At 72.2% G+C, this 20316-nt stretch carries 16 protein-coding genes and 1 pseudogene; 3 read left to right on the top strand and 14 right to left on the bottom strand.

Annotation, left to right across the window (positions count from 1 at the left end):
- The first annotated feature begins 181 nt into the window (after positions 1-181).
- Both ABNF97_RS11870 and ABNF97_RS11865 read left to right on the top strand, forming a co-directional pair.
- Positions 182-1384 (top strand): ROK family protein, encoded by a 1203-nt coding sequence (locus ABNF97_RS11870; protein WP_130460222.1) that lies wholly within the window; start codon positions 182-184, stop codon positions 1382-1384.
- 206 nt (positions 1385-1590) lie between these two features.
- Positions 1591-3822, top strand: coding sequence for a pectate lyase-like domain-containing protein (locus tag ABNF97_RS11865; protein WP_349338557.1), 2232 nt, complete (start codon positions 1591-1593; stop codon positions 3820-3822).
- 98 nt (positions 3823-3920) lie between these two features.
- Here the strand turns inward: ABNF97_RS11865 and ABNF97_RS11860 are convergent, their stop codons facing one another.
- Positions 3921-4559, bottom strand: coding sequence for a DNA-3-methyladenine glycosylase (locus ABNF97_RS11860; RefSeq protein WP_130460224.1), 639 nt, complete (start codon positions 4557-4559; stop codon positions 3921-3923).
- Positions 4560-4963: 404 nt separating this feature from the next.
- On the opposite strand from ABNF97_RS11860, the gene ABNF97_RS11855 reads away from it, so the two are divergent.
- Positions 4964-5422: a hypothetical protein gene (locus ABNF97_RS11855; RefSeq protein ID WP_349338556.1), complete on the top strand. Its 459-nt coding sequence runs from the start codon at positions 4964-4966 to the stop codon at positions 5420-5422.
- A gap of 25 nt (positions 5423-5447) precedes the next feature.
- Here ABNF97_RS11855 and ABNF97_RS11850 read toward each other — a convergent pair whose 3' ends face one another.
- The 13 genes and pseudogenes from ABNF97_RS11850 to ABNF97_RS11790 form a co-directional block, all read right to left on the bottom strand.
- Complete coding sequence (locus tag ABNF97_RS11850; RefSeq protein ID WP_130460226.1) at positions 5448-5900, bottom strand: hypothetical protein; 453 nt, start codon at positions 5898-5900, stop codon at positions 5448-5450.
- A 182-nt stretch (positions 5901-6082) separates the two neighbouring features.
- The gene (argH, locus tag ABNF97_RS11845) at positions 6083-7549 is read right to left on the bottom strand and encodes an argininosuccinate lyase (RefSeq protein ID WP_130465537.1); all 1467 of its coding nucleotides are present in this window, start codon (positions 7547-7549) and stop codon (positions 6083-6085) included.
- 92 nt (positions 7550-7641) lie between these two features.
- Positions 7642-7728, bottom strand: a pseudogene (locus ABNF97_RS11840) (argininosuccinate synthase domain-containing protein); the annotation flags it as partial.
- Entirely contained in the window at positions 7725-8240 is a 516-nt protein-coding gene (locus ABNF97_RS11835; RefSeq protein WP_130460228.1) for an arginine repressor, read from the bottom strand. The pseudogene ABNF97_RS11840 and the gene ABNF97_RS11835, both read right to left, overlap by 4 nt.
- A complete protein-coding gene (gene argF / locus ABNF97_RS11830; protein ID WP_349338555.1) occupies positions 8237-9256 on the bottom strand; it encodes an ornithine carbamoyltransferase in 1020 nt (339 codons plus the stop codon). The genes ABNF97_RS11835 and argF overlap by 4 nt, the downstream gene beginning before the upstream one ends.
- A complete protein-coding gene (locus tag ABNF97_RS11825; protein ID WP_349338554.1) occupies positions 9256-10563 on the bottom strand; it encodes an acetylornithine transaminase in 1308 nt (435 codons plus the stop codon). The genes argF and ABNF97_RS11825 overlap by 1 nt, the downstream gene beginning before the upstream one ends.
- Positions 10560-11465 carry an acetylglutamate kinase gene (gene argB, locus ABNF97_RS11820; protein WP_130460231.1) on the bottom strand — a complete coding sequence of 302 codons (906 nt, stop codon included), beginning with the start codon at positions 11463-11465 and terminating at the stop codon, positions 10560-10562. Before argB ends, ABNF97_RS11825 begins: the two co-directional genes overlap by 4 nt.
- A gap of 235 nt (positions 11466-11700) precedes the next feature.
- Entirely contained in the window at positions 11701-12876 is a 1176-nt protein-coding gene (gene argJ, locus ABNF97_RS11815) for a bifunctional glutamate N-acetyltransferase/amino-acid acetyltransferase ArgJ (RefSeq protein ID WP_349338553.1), read from the bottom strand.
- A gap of 87 nt (positions 12877-12963) precedes the next feature.
- Positions 12964-13971 carry an N-acetyl-gamma-glutamyl-phosphate reductase gene (gene argC / locus ABNF97_RS11810; RefSeq protein ID WP_349338552.1) on the bottom strand — a complete coding sequence of 336 codons (1008 nt, stop codon included), beginning with the start codon at positions 13969-13971 and terminating at the stop codon, positions 12964-12966.
- Positions 13972-14143: 172 nt separating this feature from the next.
- Complete coding sequence (locus tag ABNF97_RS11805; RefSeq protein ID WP_130460234.1) at positions 14144-15037, bottom strand: glycine betaine ABC transporter substrate-binding protein; 894 nt, start codon at positions 15035-15037, stop codon at positions 14144-14146.
- A gap of 115 nt (positions 15038-15152) precedes the next feature.
- Complete coding sequence (locus ABNF97_RS11800; protein WP_130460235.1) at positions 15153-16043, bottom strand: ABC transporter permease subunit; 891 nt, start codon at positions 16041-16043, stop codon at positions 15153-15155.
- A complete protein-coding gene (locus ABNF97_RS11795; RefSeq protein ID WP_502930475.1) occupies positions 16040-17395 on the bottom strand; it encodes a quaternary amine ABC transporter ATP-binding protein in 1356 nt (451 codons plus the stop codon). The genes ABNF97_RS11800 and ABNF97_RS11795 overlap by 4 nt, the downstream gene beginning before the upstream one ends.
- Positions 17396-17713: 318 nt before the next feature.
- Positions 17714-20314, bottom strand: coding sequence for a phenylalanine--tRNA ligase subunit beta (locus tag ABNF97_RS11790; protein ID WP_349338550.1), 2601 nt, complete (start codon positions 20312-20314; stop codon positions 17714-17716).
- Positions 20315-20316 lie beyond the last annotated feature (2 nt).

Here is a 20316-nt window from a genome sequence, read left to right as displayed (position 1 = left end):
GGCGGCCGGGTGGTGGGGCGGTACGGGGCACGATCACCGTCGGCGGGATGGATCGGGGGCCACCGAGGAGGGGGTTCCATCACGGCTTAATTTACGCCGTCATTAAAGTGTGTGGTGGCTGCTCCGTCAAGGACGAGCCGTACAGTGACTCCCGGCGAACCCGGGTTTATCGAGGTGGTGGGTGGACCTGGAACGGACGACGAACCGGATCGTGCGGCAGCGCAACCGGTCCGCCCTGCTGTCGAAGTTGTTTCTCGAGGGTCCGTTGACCCGGCAGGACCTGGCCCGCTCCACCGGGCTGAGCCAGCCCGCCGTCAGCAACGTGGTGGGTGACCTGATCGGGGCCGGGCTGGTGGTCGAGGCCGGCGCCGTGGAGTCCGACGGCGGGCGCCCCAGCATGATGCTCCGGGTCGCTCCCCGGTACGCCCTGGTCGCCGGGGTCGACGTCGGGGAGACCCGGATCCGGGTCGAGCTCTTCGACCTGGCGATGACGATGCTGGCCAGCGCGGAGTACCCGCTCGACGCGGCCGGCCCGGAGCCGGCCGCCGTGGTCCGGCACATCCTGGCCGGGCTGGACGCGGTCACCGCGCGGGCCGGGGCGGCCCGGTCGGAGATCCTCGGCGTCGGCATCGGGGTCTCCGGCGTGGTGGTGCAGGGCGGCGAGGCGATCGTGCACGCCCAGACCCTCGGCTGGCACGGGGTACCGCTGGAGCGGCTGATCCGGGCCGAGGTGGACCTGCCGGTGCACGTCGACAACGGCGCGAAGACGCTGGGCCAGGCCGAGATGTGGTTCGGGGCCGGCCGGGGTAGCCGGCACGCGGTCTTCGCGCTGGTCGGCTCCGGTGTCGGCGCGGCCGTGGTGACCAACGGGGTGATGTACCGGGGCAGCTCCAGCAGCGCCGGCGAGTGGGGGCACACCACCCTGGTCTACGACGGCCGCGCCTGCCGGTGCGGCGCCCGGGGCTGCCTGGAGGCGTACGTCGGCGCCGAGGGGATCATCGACCGTTACCGGGAGGCCCGGCGCGGGCACGCCGTGCCGGGTGTGGACGAGGAGTCGCAGCTGGGCGCGCTGATCGAGGCGGCGGAGCGCTCCGCGACCGCCCGCCGGGTGCTGGCCGAGACGGCCGGCTACCTCGGCGCCGGAGTGGCGAACCTGATCAACCTGTTCAACCCGGAGCGGGTGGTGCTGGGCGGCTGGGCGGGGGTGGCGCTCGGCGCCCACCTGCTGCCGGCGATCCGCGAGGCGGCGGCCGGGCAGGCGCTGCACCAGCCGTACCAGCAGGCCACGATCGAGCTGGGGCAACTCGGGATCGACGCGGTGGCGCTCGGCGCCGCCACCCTGCCGGTGGCCCGGCTACTCGCGGTCGGCGGCCTCGTCGGCTGATCCCGGGGTGACCGGCACCGTCGGCGCGACGAGTTAGCACCTTCTGACAATCAGGATAAATTACGTCGTAATAAATTGATGTCTTGACGGCGGTGGAACCCGGAAGCAACACTCGTGATCCTCCGAGAGCGCTCTCTACCGTCCGTCCGCTCCCGACCCCCGGGGAACAGTTGGCGCCGGTCACCTCCGCACGGAGAGGCACCGTCATGATTTTTCATGGTTTTCCATCCCGAAGGCATCCCGGCGACCCCCGACCCCGCCGGCTCGGCGGCGTACTCGCCGCGACACTCCTGCTCGCGCTGACCCCGTTCGCCGGGCCGGCACCCCCGGCGAGCGCCGCACCGGCGCTGATCTCGCAGGGCAGGCCGGCCACGGCCTCCTCCACCGAGGGCGCCGCCTTCGCCGCGTCCGCCGCGGTGGACGGGAACACCGGCACCCGCTGGTCCAGCGCGTTCAGCGATCCACAGTGGATCCAGGTCGACCTCGGCGCGACCGCCACGATCAGCCAGGTCGTGCTGCGCTGGGAAGCGGCCTACGGCCGGGCGTTCCAGATCCAGGTCTCCGACAACGGCAGCGGCTGGAGCGACGTCTACACCACCGGTACCGGCACCGGCGGCAGCCAGACGCTGAACGTCTCCGGCACCGGCCGGTACGTCCGGATGTACGGCACCGCCCGGGGCACCGGATACGGGTACTCGCTCTGGGAGTTCCAGGTCATCGGCGAGTTCGGCGGCGGTGACCCCGGCGAGCCCCCGGTCGAGCCCACCGACCCGCGCAACCCGAACCTCGGGCCGAACACCTTCGTCTTCGACCCGTCGACACCGACCTCCACCATCCAGAGCCGGCTGAACTCGCTCTTCACCGAGCAGGAGACCGCGCAGTTCGCGCCCCGGCGGTACGCGGTGCTCTTCAAGCCCGGCAGCTACACCGCCGACGTGAACCTCGGCTTCTTCACCCAGGTCGCCGGCCTCGGCATGTCCCCGGACGACGTCAACCTGAACGGGCACGTCCGGGTGGAGGCGTTCTGGATGGGCGGCAACGCCACCCAGAACTTCTGGCGGTCGGCGGAGAACCTCTCGGTCACCCTGCCGGCCGGCACCATCGTCGAGCGCTGGGCGGTCTCCCAGGCGGCGCCGTACCGGCGGATGCACCTGCGCGGCGCCGGCAACCAGATCCAGTTGTGGAACGGCGGCGACGGCTGGTCCAGCGGCGGCCTGATGGCCGACACCAGGATCGACGGCACGGTCGTCTCCGGCTCGCAGCAGCAGTGGTACTCCCGCAACAGCGAGTTCGGCAGCTGGAACGGCTCGGTCTGGAACATGGTCTTCACCGGGGTGGCCGGGGCGCCCGCACCGCACTTCCCGAACCCGTCGCACACGGTGGTCGCGCAGACCCCGGTGGTCCGGGAGAAGCCGTTCCTCTACGTCGACGGCACCGGCGAGTACCGGGTCTTCGTGCCGGCGCTGCGCAGCAACAGCCAGGGCACCAGCTGGTACAACAAGACCCCGGCCGGCTCGTCGATCTCGCTGAGCCAGTTCTTCGTGGTCCGGCCCGGCACCGGCGCGGCGACCATCAACGCGGCACTCGCCCAGGGCAGGAACCTGCTCTTCACCCCGGGCCTCTACCGGACCACCGAGACGATCCGGGTCACCCGGCCGGACACCGTGGTGCTGGGTCTCGGCCTGGCCACCATCGAGCCGCAGAACGGCGTCACCGCGATGACCGTGGCCGACGTGGACGGCGTCAAGGTCGCCGGCATCATGTTCGAGGCCGGCGCGACGAACTCGTCGGTACTGATGGAGGTCGGCCCGACCGGCTCCTCGGCCAGCCACGCCGGCAACCCGACCTCGCTGCACGACGTCTTCTTCCGGATCGGCGGGGCGGTACCCGGCAGGGCCACCACCAGCCTGCGGATCAACAGCCACCACGTGATCGGCGACCACATGTGGCTGTGGCGGGCCGACCACGGTGATCCCGGCACCTACGGCTGGAACGTCAACACCGCCGACACCGGGCTGGTGGTGAACGGCAACAACGTCACGATGTACGGCCTCTTCGTCGAGCACTACCAGAGGTACGAGGTGATCTGGAACGGCAACGGCGGACGGACGTACTTCTTCCAGAACGAGAAGCCGTACGACCCGCCGAACCAGGCGGCCTTCATGAACGGGTCGACCCGGGGCTACGCCGCGTACAAGGTGGCCGACTCGGTGACCAGTCACGAGGCGTGGGGTCTGGGCAGCTACTGCTACTTCAACGTGAACCCGTCGGTGGTCAACGAACGCTCCTTCGAGGTGCCGGTCACCTCGGGCGTCCGGTTCCACAACATGGTGACGGTCTCGCTCGGCGGGGTCGGCACGATCAACCGGATCATCAACAACTCCGGCGGCACCGCCAACACCGCCAACCAGGTGCAGTACCTGAACAACTTCCCGTAGGCCGGCACCGCCCGGCACGGCGGCTGGCTCCGGCGGACGACGCATCCGGCGGAGCCAGCCGCCGGCCGGTACCGCGGCGGCTCCGGGTGACCGGACGGCTAGGGTCGACGGCCGGCCGCGCGGTCCGGGCCAGGCCGGCGTGGCACGTGCCGGCGGTAGTCGCTGACCGTCGGGTCCCCGGCGATCCAGAACCGCCACGGGACGTCGTGCGCCCCGGTGACGCCGACCCGTGGACCGGTCGCGATCGCCTCCGGCGGGACCGGGGTGGCCGGCGGACGGAGGCGTACCGGGCCGTCGCCGAGCAGGTAGCGGCCGTAGACGGCCCGGTCCAGGCCGAGCGCCGCGCAGAGCCGGGCGGGCCCGCGGGCCAGGTCGACATCCCGGCGTACGGCGGTGCGCCGGCTCCGCGCGATCTCCAGCCCGTCGACCACCTCGCCGGCCCGGAGCAGTACCGCCGACGCCTCCCCGTCCGGCCCGGTGACCACGTTCACGCACCAGTGCATGCCGTAGGTGAAGTACGCGTAGGCGTGCCCGGCCGGCCCGAACATCACCGCGTTGCGCGGGGTGCGCCCCCGGTGCGCGTGCGACGCCGGGTCCCCGCCACTGCCGGCGTACGCCTCCACCTCGGTGAGCCGGACGGTGACGCCGCCCGCCGAGAGGGTGGCCCCGAGCAGCCCGCGCGCCGCCGGCACCACCGGACCGGCCAGCAGGGCGGCGAAGTCGTCGACAGGTGTCATACCGCAAGGACATCACGGCCGGAGCGCCGACACCGGGCGGGGCCGTCGGGTGCTCCGACAGGCCGGTGACCAGGTGCCGGCGGAAGCATCTGACGAGCCCTCCGCGGAGAGCGGGCGCCCGCACCAATGATTCATGGTGCTCAATTGCTCACTCGCTCGGGATCTCGGCCACCGGCCTTGCAGGTTGCGATAGGCGACGCAAAGGTAACTTTCAGTCGCCGAAATGGAGGACCCATCATGTATGTCACCGCGGCAGGGCTCGCCGGGATGGCGTTGGGTTTCATCGCCGGCTTTTGCACCTATCGCACCTCCCGCCGCTGGTGCGCGGCTTGCGGCGGCGGGCTGAGCTGCCCGGCCTGCGCCAGCCTGGGCGTACGCCGCAACACCCCCGCCCGGCGGTTCCGATGAGCGCCACCCCGGCCGGGCCACCGCAGGTGGCGCCCGGCACCGTGCTCGAACTGGCCAAGGAGGACTGGCGGTACGGCGGCCACCCGCTCCGCCTCATGGTCGAGTTCGTCCGCCTCGACCTGTCGACGTACTACGACAACCAGTGGGTCTGGATCAGCGGCCAACGGCTCGCCCGGGACGGCAGCCCGCTCGGCCACCTCGACGCCCTGGTCCGGGTCTCCGCCCTGCCCTGCCCCGAGCGTGACGGCGGCGATCCGACCGGGGCCGGACCGGCAGCGTCGGGGCCGAGCGGCCGGACCGCCAGCCGCAACGGTTCGGCTGCCCGGATCGCGCCCCGGCAACGGACCAGACAACACCGCGGCCGGCGACCGGACGGCGTCGAGCACGATCCGGGGAGTGGGTCAGCGCGGGACGACGTCGAGGGCAAGCGCCACCCCGACGGAGGCGGCCGGTGATCACGGCTCACCCCGGTGCGCCGGTCTACCCGCGCCGCCGCTGCCAGAAGTCGACCAGCTCCTGGACCTCCTCCAGGAATCTGCCCGTACCACCGGCGAAGGCCCGCTCGTCGAGGAAGAACAGCGTCCGGCGCCGCCGCTGGTGCTGGTGGTCGTAGACCGTCAGGACGTAGCGGGAGGTGACGTCGAAGGGGCCGACCCGGGTGACTCCCCGGTTGTCGTGCAGGTGGAAGTCGCGGATCTCCGACCAGGCGTACATCCGGTCGCCGAGGAAGCCGCGTCGGAGGATCCCGTCGACGCTGACCACCGTACCCATCCGGCACACCCGCAGGCTCACCCCGAGCAGCAGCCCGACGGTCCCCAGCAGGATCACCACCGACAGCCAGCCGGGCAGACCGGTGCCGAGCGCGACGTAGCCGACCGGCAGCAGGACGGCGATGGCCAGCACGACGAGGTAGCCGACCATGTCTCTCGGCATGCGGTAGGTCGCCGGCAGCGGCCTCAACGCAGCTCACCACCCATCCGTTGCCGTGCCCTCGGAAAGTGCCGAACGAAGATTATCGACGTCCCGCGTACTGCGCCATGGCCCGGAGGGACGGCGGCCCGGGACCGTGGTCCCGGGCCGGTCCGGACGCGGTGCGCGGCAGGCGACGGTCTTCGTCAGGTGCGCGGAAGCACCTGCTCGGTGGACCACTCCCGCCAGCCGTCGAGCTGGTCGGTGACGGCGGCGAGCTGGTCGGCGACCGGTACCGGACCGGTCGAGCCGGGAGTGGTCCGGGCCGCCAGCGCGGAGCGGACCGAGAGCACGTCCCGCACGCCCGGGTCGAGATGCTCGCTAACCAGCCCCAGGTCGGAGTCGGAGACCTCGTCCAGCTCGCACTCGCGGGCCACGCAGAGCGCCACCAGCCGCCCGGTCACCTCGTGCGCCTCCCGGAACGGCACGCCCTTACGGACCAGCCAGTCGGCGACCTCGGTGGCCAGCGAGAAACCGACCGGGGCGGCGGCGGCGAGCCGGTCCACCCGGACGGTCATCGTGGAGACCATGCCGGCCAGGGCCGGCAGCACCAGGTCGAGCGTGTCGATCGCGTCGAACGCCGGCTCCTTGTCCTCCTGCATGTCCCGGTCGTACGCCATCGGCAGGCCCTTGAGCATGGTCAGTACGGCGACCAGCCCGCCGATCAGCCGGCCGGACTTGCCCCGGGCCAGCTCGGCGACGTCGGCGTTCTTCTTCTGCGGCATGATCGACGAGCCGGTGGCGAACGAGTCGTCCAGCTCCACCCAGCCGAACTCCTGGGAGGTCCACATCACCACCTCCTCGCCGAGCCGGGACAGGTGCACCCCGATCAGCGCGGTGACGAAGAGGAACTCGGCCACGAAGTCCCGGTCGGCGACCGCGTCCATCGAGTTGGCGAACGAGGTCCGGAAGCCCAGCTCCTTGGAGACCGCCACCGGATCGAGCGGCAGCCCGGAGCCGGCCAGCGCGCCCGCGCCCAGCGGGCTGACCGCCGCCCGGTGGTCCCAGTCGCGCAGCCGCTCCAGGTCCCGAAGCAGCGGCTGGACGTGCGCCAGCAGCCAGTGCCCGAAGGTGACCGGCTGGGCGTGCTGCACATGGGTCATCCCCGGCGCCGGGGTCTCCAGGTTACGGGCGGCCTGTTCGACCAGCGCGTCGGCCAGCCCGACGACCCGGGCGGCCAGCCCGCGTGCGTGATCGCGCAGATAGAGCCGCAGGTCGGTGGCGACCTGGTCGTTGCGGGACCGGCCGGCCCGCAGCTTGCCGCCGAGCGTGCCGAGGCGTTCCAACAGGCCGCGTTCGAGGGCGGTGTGCACGTCCTCGTCCTCGACCGTGGGCCGGAAGGTGCCGGTGCGCACCGCCGCCTCCAGGTCGTCCAGCGCGGCCAGCATCCGGCCCAGCTCGTCCGGGTCGAGCAGCCCGGCGGCGGCCAGCACCCGGGCGTGTGCCCGGGAGCCGGCCAGGTCGTACGGGGCGAGCCGCCAGTCGAACTGGACGCTGACCGACAGCCGGGCCAACGCCTCGGCGGGACCACCGGCGAACCGGCCACCCCAGAGACTCGTACGGTTGGTTCCGGCGCTGTTCTCGGTCAGGCTCTTGTCGTCCACGCCGACCATTCTGACCGTCACCTCTCGACACCGCCCAGCCGGGCGTCCCGGGCCGACGCCCGTTTGCTCGGCAGGCCACAGAGCGGCACGAAACCCTTGGCCTCGTCGCCGGTCTGCTCGGCCAGGTACGGGATGGCGACCGAGGTGTCCAGGCCCCCGGAGTACGCCGGTACGACGCGCTCGCTCATGGCGTGGCGCTCCCTTCCGCATGCTCTTCCCGGCCGGCCCAGGCGGAGAGCTTCTCCCCCAGTGCCGCGCCGCCGGTGGCCTCGCGGGTCACCACGAGAATGGTGTCGTCGCCGGCGATGGTGCCGACGACCTCCGGCAGCCCCGCCCGGTCCAGCGCGCTGGCCAGGTACTGGGCGGCACCGGGTGGGGTGCGCAGCACGGCGATGTTGCCGCTCGAGTCGACCCCGTTGAGCAGTTCACGGAGCAGCCGGATCAGCCGGGCCGGCGCCTGCTCGGCGTCGCGCAGCGGCCGCTTGCCGTCCTCCGGGATGAGATAGACGGCCGGCCCGTCGCCGCCGCGCACCTTGACCGCGCCCAGCTCGTCCAGGTCGCGGGAGAGGGTGGCCTGGGTGACCTGCACACCGCTGGCGGCGAGCAGGTCGGCCAGCTCGGTCTGGGAACGGATCGCCCGCTCGCGGATCAGGTCGACGATCCGGGCGTGCCGGGCGGCCCGGGTCAGTGGTCCGGTCATGCCGACTCGCCGACCACCGAGGCGATGACCGAGGCGGCCGACGGCTCGCCGGCCGGCTGCGACGCGGCTTCCCCGGCCGGCACCCGCTCCTCGGCGTGCCGCTCCAGCAGCCAGGCCAGCAGTGCCTTCTGGGCGTGCAGCCGGTTCTCCGCCTGGTCGAAGACCGCGCTCCGGGGGCCGTCGAGCACCTCGTCGGTGATCTCCTCGCCCCGGTGCGCCGGCAGGCAGTGCAGCACCACGACGTCCGGGCCGGCACCGGCCAGCAGGGCCCGGTTGACCTGGTACGGCTGGAACGCGGTGAACCGGTCCCGGCCGTCGTCCTCCTGCCCCATCGAGGTCCAGGTGTCGGTGGCGACCACGTCGGCGCCGGCCACCGCCTCGACCGGGTCGCGCAGGACGCGTACCGAGCCGCCGGTGCCGGCGGCGATCCCGGCGGCCCGGTCCAGTACGGCCGGGTCGGGTTCGTGCCCGGCCGGGCCGGCGACCCGGACGTGCATCCCGGCGGTCGCCCCGCCGAGCAGGTACGAGTGCGCCATGTTGTTCGCCGCGTCGCCGAGGTACGCCAGGGTCCGCCCGGCGGTGCCGCCACAGCGCTCACGGACGGTGAGCAGGTCGGCCAGGAGCTGGCAGGGGTGGAAGCCGTCGGTCAGCCCGTTCACCACCGGCACCGTCGCACCATCCGCCAGCTCGGCGATCCGGTCGTCGCCGAAGGTACGCAGCACGATGGCGGCGACGTACCGGGACAGCACCCGGGCCGCGTCGGCCAGCGACTCTCCCCGGCCGAAGTGCGTGACCTGGGTGTCCACCACGATCGGGTGGCCGCCCAACTCGGCGACGCCGACGTCGAAGGAGAGCCGGGTGCGCAGACTCGGCTTGTCGAAGAGCACCGCCACCGCCCGAGGGCCGGCGAGCGGACGCAGGGCGTACCGGTCGGTCTTCATCCGGGCGGCGAGGTCCAGCACGGCCGCCTGCTCGGCCGGGCTGAGGTCGTCGTCGCGCAGCAGGTGCCGGGGCATCAGTGGCCACCCCCGGTCCCGTCGGCGAGGGTCCCGCCCGCCGTCTCCGCCGCAGCCGAGGCTGCCGTCTCCAGCGAAGCCGGAGCCGCCGCGTCCGCGCCCCGTGGAGCCGGAGCCGCCGCGTCCGCGTCCCGTGGAGCCGGAGCCGCCGCGTCCAGTGCCGCTGGCAGGGCGGCGAGGAAGGCGTCGGCCTGGTCCAGGCCGAGGATCAGCGGCGGGGCCAGCCGGAGCGTCGCCGGCTGCACCGGGTTGGTCAGGAAGCCGGCGTCCCGCAACACCCCGGCGGTCGCGGCGGCGGCCGGTGCGCGCAGCACGATGCCGAGCAGCAGCCCGGTGCCGCGCACCTGCGCCACCAGCGGGTGGTTCAGCGCCTCCACCCCGCGCCGGAGCCGCTCGCCGACCCGCTTCACGTGGTCGAGCAGTCCCTCGTTGGCGATGGTGGAGACGACGGCGAGGGCGGCGGCGCAGCTCACCGGGTTGCCGCCGAACGTGGTGCCGTGCAGTCCCGGCCGGAGCAGCGCGGCGGCGTCACCGAAGGCCAGGCAGGCGCCGATCGGCAGCCCGCCGCCGAGCCCCTTGGCCAGGGTGACCACGTCCGGCTCGATCCCGTCGGCCTGGTGCGCGAACCAGTGCCCGGTACGTCCGATCCCGGTCTGCACCTCGTCGAGCACCAGCAACGCGCCGCGCTCGGCGGTGATCCGCCGGGCCTGCACGAGATAGCCGGGCGGCGGTACGACGACGCCGTTCTCACCCTGCACGGGTTCCAGGATCACCATCGCGGTCTGCTCGGTGACCGCCTCGGCCAGCGCCGCGACATCGCCGTACGGGACGTGGGTCACCTCGCCGGGCAGCGGGCGGAACGGGTCGGCCTTGGCAGGCTGGCCGGTGAGCGCCAGCGCGCCCATCGTCCGGCCGTGGAAGCCACCCTCGGTGGCGACCACGTGGGTGCGCCCGGTCAGCCGGGACAGTTTGAATGCGGCCTCGTTCGCCTCCGCGCCCGAGTTGGCGAAGAAGACCCGGCCAGCCCGGCCGGCCAGCGCCAGCAGCAGTTCGGCCAGCGCCACCGGCGGCTCGGCGACGAAGAGGTTGGAGACGTGCCCGAGGGTGGCGACCTGCCGGGAAACCGCCTCGACCACCGCCGGGTGGGCGTGCCCGAGCGCGTTGACCGCGATGCCGCCGACCAGATCGACGTACTCCCGGCCGGCCTCGTCGACCACGACCGCGCCGCTGCCGCGGACCAGCGCGAGCTGCGGTGTTCCGTAGTTGTCCATCATGGACTGCGTCCAGCGGTCGACCAGGCTCGTCATGGCGAGACCGCCCCGGGCTCGGGAACCACCATCGTGCCGAATCCTTCCGATGTGAAAACTTCCAGCAGGGTCGAGTGCGCCACCCGGCCGTCCACCACGTGTGCCGCCGGCACCCCGCCGCTGACCGCCCGCAGGCAGGCCTCCATCTTGGGCACCATCCCCGACTCCAGTGTGGGCAGCAGGTCGGCGAGCTGACCGGTGGTGATCTCGGAGACCAGGCTGCCGGTGTCCGGCCAGTCGGCGTAGAGCCCGGGTACGTCGGTGAGCACCACCAGCTTTCGGGCTCGCAGCGCGACGGCCAACGCGGCGGCGGCGGTGTCGGCGTTGAGGTTGTGCAGCACGCCGTCGGCGTCCGGCGCGACGGTGGAGATCACCGGGATCCGGCCGGCCGCGATCAGGTCGGCGACCGCCGAGACGTTCACCTGGTCGACGTCACCGACCTGGCCGATGTCGACCGGTTCGCCGTCCACGTACGCCGGCTTGCGTACCGCCGTGAAGAGTCGGGCGTCCTCGCCGGAGAGGCCGACCGCGTACGGGCCGTACTCGTTGATCAGGCCGACGAGTTTCCGGCCGACCTGGCCGACCAGCACCATCCGGACCACGTCCATCGCCTCCGGCGTGGTCACCCGCAGCCCGCCCCTGAACTCGCTGTCGATGCCGAGCCGGCGCAGCATGGCGGAGATCTGCGGGCCGCCGCCGTGCACCACCACCGGCTTCAACCCGGCGTAGCGCAGGAATACCATGTCGGCGGCGAACGCCCGCTGCAACTCCGGGTCGATCATTGCGTTGCCGCCGTACTTCACCACCACGGTCGAGCCGGAGAAACGGGCCAGCCAGGGCAGCGCCTCGATGAGGGTGGCCGCCTTCCGCTGCGCCTCGGTCAGGTCGCGGGTCAGCATCACGGTTGTACCCGCCTCCCGCTCACGACTGCGGGACTCCGCTCCGCTGCGTTCCTCGCGCTCACCGGGCTCGCCTCCCGCTCACGACTGCGGGACTCCGCTCCGCTGCGTTCCTCGCGCTCACCGTGCCCACCTCCCGCTCACGACTGCGGGACTCCGCTCCGCTGCGTTCCTCGCGCTCACCGTGCCCACCTCCCGCTCACGACTGCGGGACTCCGCTCCGCTGCGTTCCTCGCGCTCACGTTGAGTACGCCGAGTTCTCGTGCACGTATGCGTGCGACAGGTCGTTGGTCCAGACGGTCGCCTCGGACGGGCCCGCGTGCAGGTCGATCCGGATGGTCACCTGCCGACCGGAGAGGTCGACCTTGGCCCGGTCCTCGGCGGCGGCCCCGGAGCGGCAGACCCAGATCCCGTTGACCGCCACGTCGATGGCGTCCGGTTCGAAGGCGGCGCCGGTGGTGCCGACGGCGGCGATGATCCGGCCCCAGTTCGGGTCGTTGCCGAAGAGTGCCGTCTTGACCAGGTTGTTCCGGGCCACCGCACGGCCGACCTCGACCGCGTCGTCCTCGTCGGCCGCCCCGACCACCTCGATCGCGACCTCCTTGCTGGCGCCCTCGGCATCGGCCACCAGTTGCCGGGCCAGGTCCCGGCAGGCCTCGGTGACCGCGGCGGTCAACTCGGCCTGGGTCGGTGCGATCCCGGAGGCGCCGCTGGCCAGCAGTAGCACCGTGTCGTTGGTGGAGAGGCAGCCGTCCGAGTCGACCCGCTCGAAGCTGACCCGGCAGGCTTCCCGGAGCGCCTCGTCCAGCACCGCCGGCCCGGCGATGGCGTCGGTGGTGACCACACAGAGCATGGTGGCCAGCGCGGGGGCGAGCATGCCGGCGCCCTTGGCCATCCCGCCGACGGTCCAGCCGCTGCCGGTGACCACGGTCGTCTTGGACCGGGTGTCGGTGGTCATGATCGCCTCGGCCGCCGCCGGTCCGCCGTCGGTGCTCAGTCCGGCCACCGCCGCGTCCACGCCCGGCAGCAGCCGCTGCATCGGCAGTCGCTCGCCGATCAGCCCGGTGGAGCAGATGGCCACCTCGCCGGCGCCGACCGCCGGTCCGCCGTCGCCGGCGCTGGAGAGCGCGGCGGCGGCGTGTTCGGCGGTGGCGTGGGTGTCCTGGAAGCCGGGCGCCCCGGTGCAGGCGTTGGCACCGCCGGAGTTGAGCACCACGGCCCGGAGCAGGCCGCCCCGGAGCACCTGCTGGCTCCAGAGCACCGGTGCCGCCTTGACCCGGTTGGCGGTGAAGACCCCGGCCGCCGCGGTATCCGGTCCGTCGTTGACCACCAGCGCGACGTCCGGGGCACCACCGGACTTGAGCCCGGCGGCGACGCCGGCCGCCCGGAACCCCCGGGGCGCGGTGACGCTCATATCAAACCTCCCTCGTCGCGTGCCGGCAGCCCGGTCGCCGCCGCTCCGGACGACTGCCAGGTCGATGCCTCCCAGGTGCCATCCGGGTCACGGTGCTACTCCGTGCGCGGTCAGTCCGATGGTCTCCGGCAGCCCGAGCATCAGGTTGGCGCACTGCACCGCCTGGCCGGCGGCGCCCTTGCCGAGGTTGTCGACGGCGCTGACCACGATCAGTCGACCGGAGTCGACGTCGACGGTCCCCTGCAGATGACAGGAGTTGCCGCCCAGTGTGGCGGCGGTGTGCGGCCACCGGCCCTCGGGCAGGAGGTGCACGAACGGCGCGTCCGCGTACGCCTGCGCCAGCACCGCGCGGGGGTCGGCCGGGGTCTCGCCCACGGGCAGCGCGGTCACGGTGGCCAGAATGCCGCGCGGCATCGGGGCCAGTACCGGGGTGAAGGAGAGTCCGCTCGCCCCAGTGGCCTGTTTGATCTCGGGAACGTGCTGGTGCGCGCCGACCTTGTAGGGCGAGAGGTCGCCCATCACCTCGCTGCCGAGCAGGTGCGGCTTGGCCGACCGGCCGGCTCCGGAGGTGCCGGAGGCGGCGACCACCACCACGTCGTGCGGGGCGGCCACCCCGGCGGCGAGCAGTGGAGCCAGCGCGAGAGTGGTTGCCACCGCGTAGCAGCCGGTGGCGGCGACCCGGGTCGCAGCGGCGATCGCCGCCCGCTGGCCGGGCAGCTCGGGCAGTCCGTAGGTCCAGGCACCGGCATGGGTGCCGCCGTAGTAGCGGGTCCAGGCCGCCGCGTCGGTGAGCCGGTGGTCCGCGCCCAGGTCCACCAGGCGCACCCCGTCCGGCAGGGCCGCGGCCAGCGCCGCCGACTCGCCGTGCGGCAGGGCCAGGAAGACCAGGTCCGCGTCGGCGAGCACCGCCGGATCGGTCCGGCCGAACACCAGGTCCAGGCCGGTGAGCTGCGGATGTACGGAGGCAACCGGCTGACCGGCCTGGCTGTGTGCGGTGGCGGCGACGAGGTCGAGTTCGGGGTGTCCGGAGATCAACCGGAGCAGTTCGCCGCCCGCGTAACCACTCGCGCCAGCGACCGCGACTCGAATTCCCATGCCCACCTCCGCATTTCTATGCAGTGAGCACGCTAGCAAACACCGCCGGCCACTGCAAGTCTATGCAGCGGACCGAATTATCTTTCGTTGCGAGGTCCCGCGACCACCGCGGGCCCGGCCCGCGCCCACAGCGGAGCGGGGCCGGGCCCGGCGGGGGTCGGCGGTGTTGTCGTCAGCTGAGCGTGCCGAGGTAGTCCGGGTTCGCCTTCAGCCACTCGTCGACGGCCTTCGCCTCGTCGTTCTTGTGGACGTTGAACATCAGGTCCTCCAGCGAGCCAAGCTGCTGGTTGTCCATCTTGAACTTCTGCAGCATCGCGGTGACCTCCGGGAAGTCCTCACCGAAGCCCGCCCGGGCCAGCGTGGTGACCTCCTCGGCCTGCCCCAGCGTGCCCTTCGGGTCCGCCAGGTCCTTCAGCTCGTACTTCGCGTACGCCCAGTGCGGGTGCCAGAGCGTCACCACGATCGGCTTCTTGCCGGCGATGGCACGGTCGAGGGCGGCCAGCATCGCCGGGGTGGACGAGGTCTTGAGCTTCATCACGTCGGTCAGCCCGTACCCGGGAATGACCTTGTCCTGGGTGGCGGCGGTCAATCCGGCGCCCGGCTCGATGCCGATCATCTCACCGCCGAAGGTGTCCGCCTTGGCCGCGAGGTCCTCCAGCGAGTCGACCCCGTCGACGTACTTCGGCACGGCGATGCTCAGGCTGGCGTTGTCGTACCAGACCCCGATCTTCTCCAGCTTGTCGCCGTACTGCTCCCAGTACGAGGCGTGGGTCTGCGGCAGCCAGCCGTCCAGGAAAAGGTCGATGTCGCCGGTGGCCAGGCCACCGTAGACGAGACCGGCCTCGAGATTCTTGAGCTCGACCTCGAACCCCTTGTCCTCCAGGACCTTCTGCCACAGGTACGAGGCGGCGATTGCCTCGTCCCAGGCCATGTAGCCGATGGTGATCTTCTTGGAGTCTCCGGTCGAGCCGGAGTCGTCGGCATCACTGCCACAGGCGGCGGCACCCAGCGCCAGGGCGGCGGTGGCCGCCAGCGCGATGCCGCGCCGCAAGGTCTTGCTCCACATGGTGTTTCCTTCCTTTGTTACCAAGACACCGACGAAGCTCGCGGTCAGCGAGGCAGGGCGCCGGCACCAGACCTCCCTGCGGGTCGGGATGGTGTTGGCCCGAGGTCTGCTCTGATCAGGCCCGTTGTGCGGCGCGTTGCGCCTTCGCGGTGGCGGTACGCGCGCCGATCGAGTCGGTGAGCCGGTCGAGCACCACGGCCAGGATCACGACGGCGATGCCCCCTTCGAATCCCTGGCCCACCTGCACCCTGGAGAGCGACAGCATGATCACGTCGCCCAGTCCCCCGGCACCGACCATGCCGGCGATGACCACCATCGACAGGGCCAGCATGATGACCTGGTTGACCCCGGTCATGATGGTCGGCAACGCCAGGGGCAGCTTGGTACGCAGCAGGACCATCCAGGGCGACGCCCCGAACGCCTCTCCGGCCTCGATCACTTCCCGGTCCACCTGGCGTAGGCCCAGCTCGGTGAGGCGGACCCCCGGCGGCATGCTGAACACCACGGTGGCCAGTACGCCGGGCACGGTGCCGATGCCGAAGAAGAAGATCGCCGGAATCAGGTAGACGAACGCCGGCATGGTCTGCATCAGGTCCAGCACCGGCCGGGCCACCGCCGATGCGCGCCGGTTCTCCGAGATGAAGATGCCGATCGGCACCGCGAACAGCAGCGCCAGGACACTGGACACCAGGACCTGGGCCAGGGTGTGCATGGTCTCGTCCCAGTACGGCATCCCGGCCACCAGACCGAGCCCGATCGCCGTACCGAGGCCGAACTTCCAGCCGCGCAGCCACCAGCCGAGGGCCGCGAAGAGCACCACCACGACGATCGCCGGCGGGGCGTTGAGCAGGTCGACCAGCGGGCTGACCAGCGAGTCGACGAAGGTGGCGATGCCCTCGAAGATCGTCCCCAAGTGCTCGGTGGCCCAGTCGACGCCGCGCTCGGTCCAGTCACCGATCGGGACGTACGGCACTACGTCGTTCAGGGGGTTGTCGGCGCTCGTCATACCGGTTCCCCCTTCGGCTGTGCCGGCTCGGCCAAGGTTGCGACCCGTGTCGCGTCGTCCCGGATGTCGCCGGCGTCCGGTCCGTCGACCACCGCGGCCGCGTCCGGGTTGCTCTCTGCGCTGGGCGCGGAGTCGTCGGGATCGGCGTCGGCGGGGTTGGCGCCGATGCTGCCCAGCGCGCTGAGCAGGGTGATCCGGGGGATCACACCGGCCAGCCGGCCGTCGGCGTCCACCACGGCCACCGGATGCGAGCTCTCCGCGCAGGTGGTGAAGAGATCCGCTATCGGGGTGTCGTCCGCCACGGACCGGACGTTCGCCGTCGAGACGATCCCGCCGAGGTCCTGCCGGTCCTCCCGGACCGCCCGGTCCACCTGGTCCTCGGTGACCGTGCCGAGGAACCGCCGGCCCCGTCCGGTGACGTAGACGACCGAGGTCTGGGTCTCCCGCAGCGTCCGCGCCGCCACCCGGGGGCCGGCGTGCACGTCCACCACGCTCAGCGGCTTCTCCATCACCGACGACGCGGTGAGGATGCGGGTCCGGTCCACGTCGGCTACGAACTGTGCGACGTAGTCGTTGGACGGATCGGTGAGGATCTGCTCGGCGGTACCGATCTGGACGATCCGGCCGTCACGCATGACGGCGATCCGGTCGCCGAGCCGCATCGCCTCGTTGAGGTCGTGGGTGATGAAGATGATGGTCTTGCCGAGCTCGGCCTGTAGTTCCAGGAGCTGGTCCTGGACCTCACGACGGATGAGCGGGTCGAGCGCGGAGAACGCCTCGTCCATCAGCATGACCTCGGTACCCGCGGCGAGAGCGCGAGCGAGGCCGACCCGCTGACGCATGCCACCGGACAGTTCCTGTGGGAGCTTGTCCTGCCAGCCCTCCAACCCGACCATCCGGAGCGCGTCGAGTGCGCGCTCATGACGCTCGGTACGCGACCGGCCGGCCGCCTCCAGCGCGTAACCGGCATTTTCCAGCACCGTTCGATGCGGAAGAAGCGCGAAGTGCTGGAATACCATGCTGATCTTTTCGCGGCGCAACTTGCGTAGTGCGGCGGGCTTCATGTTGGTCAGCTCGACGCCCTCGACCTGCACGCTGCCATGGGTCGGCTTCACCAGACCATTGAGCATTCGAATGAGGGTGGATTTCCCCGAACCGGAGAGGCCCATCACCACGAATATCTCGCCGCGTTGCACCTCGAAGGTCGCGTCGATCACCGCGGCGGTGACGGGTAGATCCGCCATTACCTGGTCGCGCTCAGCACCGTCAGCGAGGCGTCGTACCGCCGTTTCGGCCCCGCTACCGAAAATCTTGTACAGGGATTTCACTGCTAACGCGGACACGATCTCCATTCCGGCGAGTGCGAGTGTCGGCGGTCTCCCGTCGACGTACCCGCCTCGACTTGCGTCAGTGGCATCCGCCGGGAACTGCCGATGATCGGCGGCGCGCGGCCTGTATCGGGCTGTCGGCGACCATACCCGAGAGCCACTTTGCACGGCCAGTCCAAGATCACATCTGGATATCAACACGTGACCTTCACCGGCGAAGTCAGGTGATTTCGGGCGCGGAAGGTGACCAAACCGACCATGGCAGAGAGCCCGAAAGTTGTGACAGAGAGTTATCTCACGCTGGTGGCCGCCGCGCCACGCGCGGCGGCCACCAGCAGCGGCTCACGCACCCCGGAGCACCGCACCGAACCGCCGGGCCGCCTCGGCCACCGCCGCGTCCCGGGCGGCCACCGCCTCCTCGCCGGTCAACGTCCGGTCCGGCGCCCGGAACACCAGCTTGTACGCCAGCGACCGGCGCCCCGGCCCCAACTGCTCGGAGGCGTACACGTCGAAGAGCCGGATAGACTCCAGCAGCTCACCGGCGCCCTCGGCCAGCGCCCGGCCCACCTCCTCGGCCGGGACGGCGGCGTCCAGCACCAGCGCCACGTCGATCAGCGCGGGCGGATAGCCGGAGATCCGGGGTGCCGGCACCACCGGGGCGGACGGCAGGGCATCCAGGTCGATCTCCAGGGCACTGGTCCGGGGCGGCAGATCCAGCTCGGCCAGTACCGCCGGATGCAGTTCCCCGGCGTGCCCCACCGGCACGTCGTCGACCCGGAACTCGGCGCACCGCCCCGGGTGCCAGGGCGCGTACTCCGCCTGCCGGACCACCACCCGCTCGCCGGGAATCCCGGCGGCGGCCAGTACCGTCCGGCCCGCCTCCACGGCGTCGGCCCAGCCGGCCGGGCGTCCCGGACCCCACCAGCCGGCCGGCTCCACCTCGCCGGTCAGCACCGCGGCGACCCGCCACGGCTGGTCCGGCAGGGCGGCGTCGGCGGCCCGGAACTCCTCGTCGCCCGGCCGGTGGTCGACACCCATCGCGGGCGGCGTGCCGGCCCCGGGACGGGGCAGGAAGACCATGCCGATCTCGTAGAGCGCCACGTCGCGGTGGCCGCGGCCGAGGTTGCGGCGCACCGCGCCGAGCAGGGTGCCGAGCAGCATGGTCCGCATCAGCGGCTCGGTGTCCGCCAGCGGGTTGGCCAGCCGTGCGGCGGTGCGGCGCGGGTCGTCGGCGGGCAGGCCGAGCAGGTCGAACAGCTCCGCGGCGACGAACGGCGGGGTGAGCACCTCGACGAAGCCGCTCTCGGCGAGCGTACGGCTCACCGAGCGGCGGCGCCGCTGCTCCGGGGTCAACCCCCGGCCGGGCGGGGCGACCGGCAGTACCGACGGCACCTTGTCGAAGCCGTCCAGCCGGATCACCTCCTCGACCAGGTCCGCCGGGTCGGTGAGGTCCGGCCGCCAGGTCGGCGGGGTCACCACCAGGGTGTCCGGCCCGCTCGCGTGCCGGCCGCCGTGCCCGTTGCCGGCGACGGCGGCCCGCCCGTTGCCGGCCACGCTCCGCGCGTCGCCGACCGCCACCACGCAGCCGACCCGCTCCAGCAGCGCCACGGTCCGGGCCGCCCCGTACGGCACCCCGGCCCGCCGGGCCGGCAGGTCCGCGTCGATCACGATCCGGCGCGGCGGGCTGACGTGGTCGACGTCGAGCACCTCGGCGCCCGCGGTGCCGCCACCGTACGTGGTGAGCAGCTCCACCGCCCGCTCCAGCGCGACCAGCGGCAGCGCCGGGTCGACGCCGCGCTCCCAGCGCTTGGCGGCCTCGCTGAACAGCCGGTGCCGGCGGGCGGTCCGGCCGACCACCACCGGGTCCCAGTGCGCCGCCTCGAAGAGCACGTTGACGGTGCTGTCGGCGACCTCGCTGGTCTCGCCACCCATCACGGCGGCGAGCGAGATCGGCACCCCGCCGTCACCGGCCATCGATCCGGGCAGGCCGGCGTCGCAGATCACCAGGTCCTCCGGGTCGAGGGCCCGGTCGACCCCGTCCAGCGTGGTCAGCCGCTCCCCCGGCACCGCCCGGCGGATCACCAACTCGCCCCGGAGCGCGTCCAGGTCGAAGGCGTGCATCGGCTGGCCCAGCTCCAGCATGAGGTAGTTGGTGATGTCGACCGGCAGGGAGATGGTCCGGATGCCGGCGTGGGTGAGCCGCTGCCGCATCCACTTCGGTGACTCGGCGGCCGGGTCGATGCCCCGGACCACCCGCGCGGCGAACCGGTCGCAGCCGACGGTGTCGACCACCCGGACGGGGTACGCCGGTTCCGGTGTCGCACCGGGGGCGGGCGAGCGCCCCGGGTCCCGGAACGGCACCTCGAAGGCGTGCGACAGCTCCCGGGCCAGGCCGCGTACGGACATCGCGTACCCCCGGTCCGGGGTGATCTCGACCTCGACCACCACGTCGTCGAGCCCGACCACCGGCCGCGCGTCGTCGCCGGGCTTGGCCGGCACGTCCTCGGGCAGCACCAGGATGCCCGCGTGGTCGTCGCCGATCCCCAGTTCGCGAGCCGAGCAGATCATCCCGTTGGAGTTGCGCCCGTACGTCTTGCGGGCGCCGATCGCGAACCCGCCGGGCAGTACGCCGCCGGGGAGGATCACCACCACCCGGTCGCCGACGGCGAAGTTGGTCGCCCCGCAGACGATCTCCTGCGGCTCGCCGGTGCCGTTCGCGGCGCCGACGTCGACCCGGACGAACCGGATCGGCTTCTTGAACCCGGTCAGCTCCTCGATCTCCAGCACCTCGCCGACCACCAGCGATCCGGTGACGGTGCCTCGCAGGTCCACGATGGACTCGACCTCGATGCCGAGATTGACCAGCGCCTGGTCCAGTTCCTCGGCGCTCAGCTCGGCGGGCAGCTCGACATGCTCGCGCAGCCAGGAAACAGGAATTCGCATGA

Source organism: Plantactinospora sp. B6F1, assembly GCF_040120695.1.
Lineage (GTDB): Bacteria > Actinomycetota > Actinomycetes > Mycobacteriales > Micromonosporaceae > Plantactinospora.
The sequence above is the reverse complement of the archived record's forward strand: the minus strand, read 5'-3'. Positions and strand labels throughout refer to the sequence as shown.